The organism is Mesorhizobium sp. M7A.F.Ca.AU.001.01.1.1 (genome assembly GCF_004022735.1).
Lineage (GTDB): Bacteria > Pseudomonadota > Alphaproteobacteria > Rhizobiales > Rhizobiaceae > Mesorhizobium > Mesorhizobium ciceri.
Window position 1 is genome coordinate 1 of the sequence record NZ_RZPF01000862.1, and the last position, 2,415, is coordinate 2,415.

A 2,415-nucleotide genomic window follows, 5' to 3' on the forward strand; every position below is an offset into this window, starting at 1 on the left:
ACATAGAAGGACGCCGCCGGATAGTCGCCGCCCAGCGCTTCCTTGGTCTTTTCGGGCGTGCGCATGTCGACCAGGATGCTTGCCTCGCCGGTCTTGAGCAGTTTGGCGATGGTCGGCTCGGTGGTCATGCCGGCCTGGATCTGGTCCTGCTTGACGGCGGCGATGAAGGTGTTGCCGGCGCCGACCGGCAGCAGCGTGTAGTCGCCGGGCTTCAGGCCGCTGCGCACGGCAAGATACTGGGTCAGGAAATCGGTCGAGGAGCCGAGACCGGTGACGCCGAGCGTGGCGCCCTTGAAATCGGCGGGCGACTTGATCTCCGGGTGCTTGGCGGAGACCAGCTCGACCTCACCGGGCGCTTGGCTGAACTGGACGATCGACTGGATGTATTTGCCCTTCGACTGCAGGTCGACGGTGTGATCGTAGAAGCCGACAACGCCTTGGACGGCACCTGCCAGCAGTTCATTTTCGGCCTCGACCCCGGCGCGCGAGTTGAGCAGTTCGACATCGAGCCCCTGGTCCTTGAAGTAGCCGAGCTGCTGGGTGAGCACGGCAGGCAGATAGATCTGCTTTTCCATGCCGCCGACGATGATGGTGATTTTGTCGGCAGCCGAAGCCACCGTGGCGCTTGTGGCTGCAATAGCAAGGCTTAGCGCCGCTGTGCGCAGGGCGCACTTCGAGATGAAACCGGTCACGAAACTTCCTCCACTTGGGCGGCGCGCCATCCCGGCTGCGCCGCATTCCTCCTTACCGGCCGCTCCCGCACCGGTCACACGGCGAACGCCGTAATGACTTCATGGCACGCCCAAGCTTTCAGCTGGCTTTCAGTCGTTTTAACGGCCGTTGAAATGGAATCCGTTGTGGCTGCCGGTCACGGAGCGCCGAAACCGAGAACGTCGCGCATGTCGTATTCGCCGGGCGGGCGTCCCTCGAGCCAGAGCGCGGCGGCAATGGCGCCGCGGGCGAACATGACGCGGTCGCCGGCCGCATGCGACAAGGTCACAAGCTCGCCTTCGGCACAGAAGCTCACGCTGTGTTCGCCGATGATGCTGCCGCCACGCAGCACCGCAAAGCCGATCTCACCGGGAGGCCGCGCGCCAATGGCGCCATCGCGAACAGGCCGCGCCACCGCGTCGAGCTCGACCTTGCGGCCGCCGGCCACGGCCTGGCCAAGCATCAAAGCGGTACCTGACGGCGCGTCGATCTTGTGTCGGTGATGCGCCTCGAAGACCTCGGCGTCCCAGTCTTCGGGATCGAGCGCTGTCGCCGCCTGTTCGACCAATCCGACCAGCATGTTCAGCCCCAGCGAAAAGCTGCCGGAGCGCACGATGGCGATGGTCTTCGCGGCCTCGGCGATGTCGGCGAATTCAGTCGCATCGAAACCGGTCGATCCGATGACCAGGGCCGGCCCGCCGCGGGCGGCGCAAAACCTTGCCAGGTCAGCCGAGGCCGCCGGCGTCGTGAAGTCGATGACCACATCGGCCGTGGCAAGCGCCTCCTCGCGGCTGACCAGCCCATCGCCGGCAGCGCCGGGCCGATGGAACCGCGCAGCGAGCGCCAGCCGTGGATCGACCCGCACGGCGTCCGTCATCTGGCGGCCCATGCGGCCGAGCGCGCCGGCGATGGCGATCCTGATCGGCGGCTGCGGCATGGCCTCGGCTATTTCCACATGCCGCGCATACGGGCGCCAATGTCGACGCGCACCTCCGGCCGGGCCGCCCTGCCCTGCGCGGCCAGCGCGCTTGGCCACGACATCTGTTCGAACGCGGCGAGGATCGAGGCCGGGATGAAACGGGTGCGCGAGGCATAGAGATGGCGGTCGCCGCGCGCCGCCTGGCCATGTGGAAAGAAACGCTGCGGCATGACCAGGTTGAGATTGTCCTTGGCCCGTGTCATCGCGACATAGAGCAGCCGGCGCTCCTCCTCGATGTCCTCCTTGGTGCCGACGCCGAGATCGGCCGGGATGCAGCCATCGACGGTGTTGAGCACGAAGACATTTTTCCACTCCTGGCCCTTGGCCGAGTGGATGGTCGACAGGATCAGATAATCCTCGTCGCGATGCGGCGGCCCAGCCTGGTCGCTGGTGGCGTCCGGCGGATCGAGCGTCAGTTCGGTCAGGAAGCGCTCGCGCGAGGCATAGCCCGAGCCGATCTGCTCAAGTTGCAACAGGTCGGCCCGGCGCGTCGTCGCGTCCTCGTGGATGCGTTCCAGATGCGGCTCGTACCACAGCCTGATCTGTTCGAGGTCGGCCGGCCATCTGGCGCCGGCGCGCAGGCCGGAATAGAGCGCGACGAAGCCAGGCCAGTCGTCCGCCGCGCGTTGCGGCGGACGCCAGCCGGCCAGCCCCATGGCCTCGTCCAGCGCCGTCGTCATGGTCTCGACGATCTGCGCGGCGGCCGAAGGGCCGATGCCAGGCAA

General features: G+C 66.8%; 3 protein-coding genes. All 3 read right to left on the reverse strand.

Translation table 11 applies throughout. The features are described 5' to 3' along the window. On the reverse strand, positions 1 to 665 hold a 665-nt coding region (locus tag EN884_RS33050; protein WP_245492031.1), incomplete at its 3' end, for an ABC transporter substrate-binding protein. 203 nt (positions 666 to 868) lie between these two features. After that, on the reverse strand, positions 869 to 1,648 hold the full coding sequence (gene dapB / locus EN884_RS33055) for a 4-hydroxy-tetrahydrodipicolinate reductase (RefSeq protein ID WP_063167708.1): 780 nt from the start codon (positions 1,646 to 1,648) through the stop codon (positions 869 to 871). A gap of 8 nt (positions 1,649 to 1,656) precedes the next feature. Next, positions 1,657 to 2,415, reverse strand: a 759-nt coding sequence (locus EN884_RS33060) for an ATP-dependent helicase (protein WP_164895318.1), incomplete at its 5' end; no start/stop codon positions are given.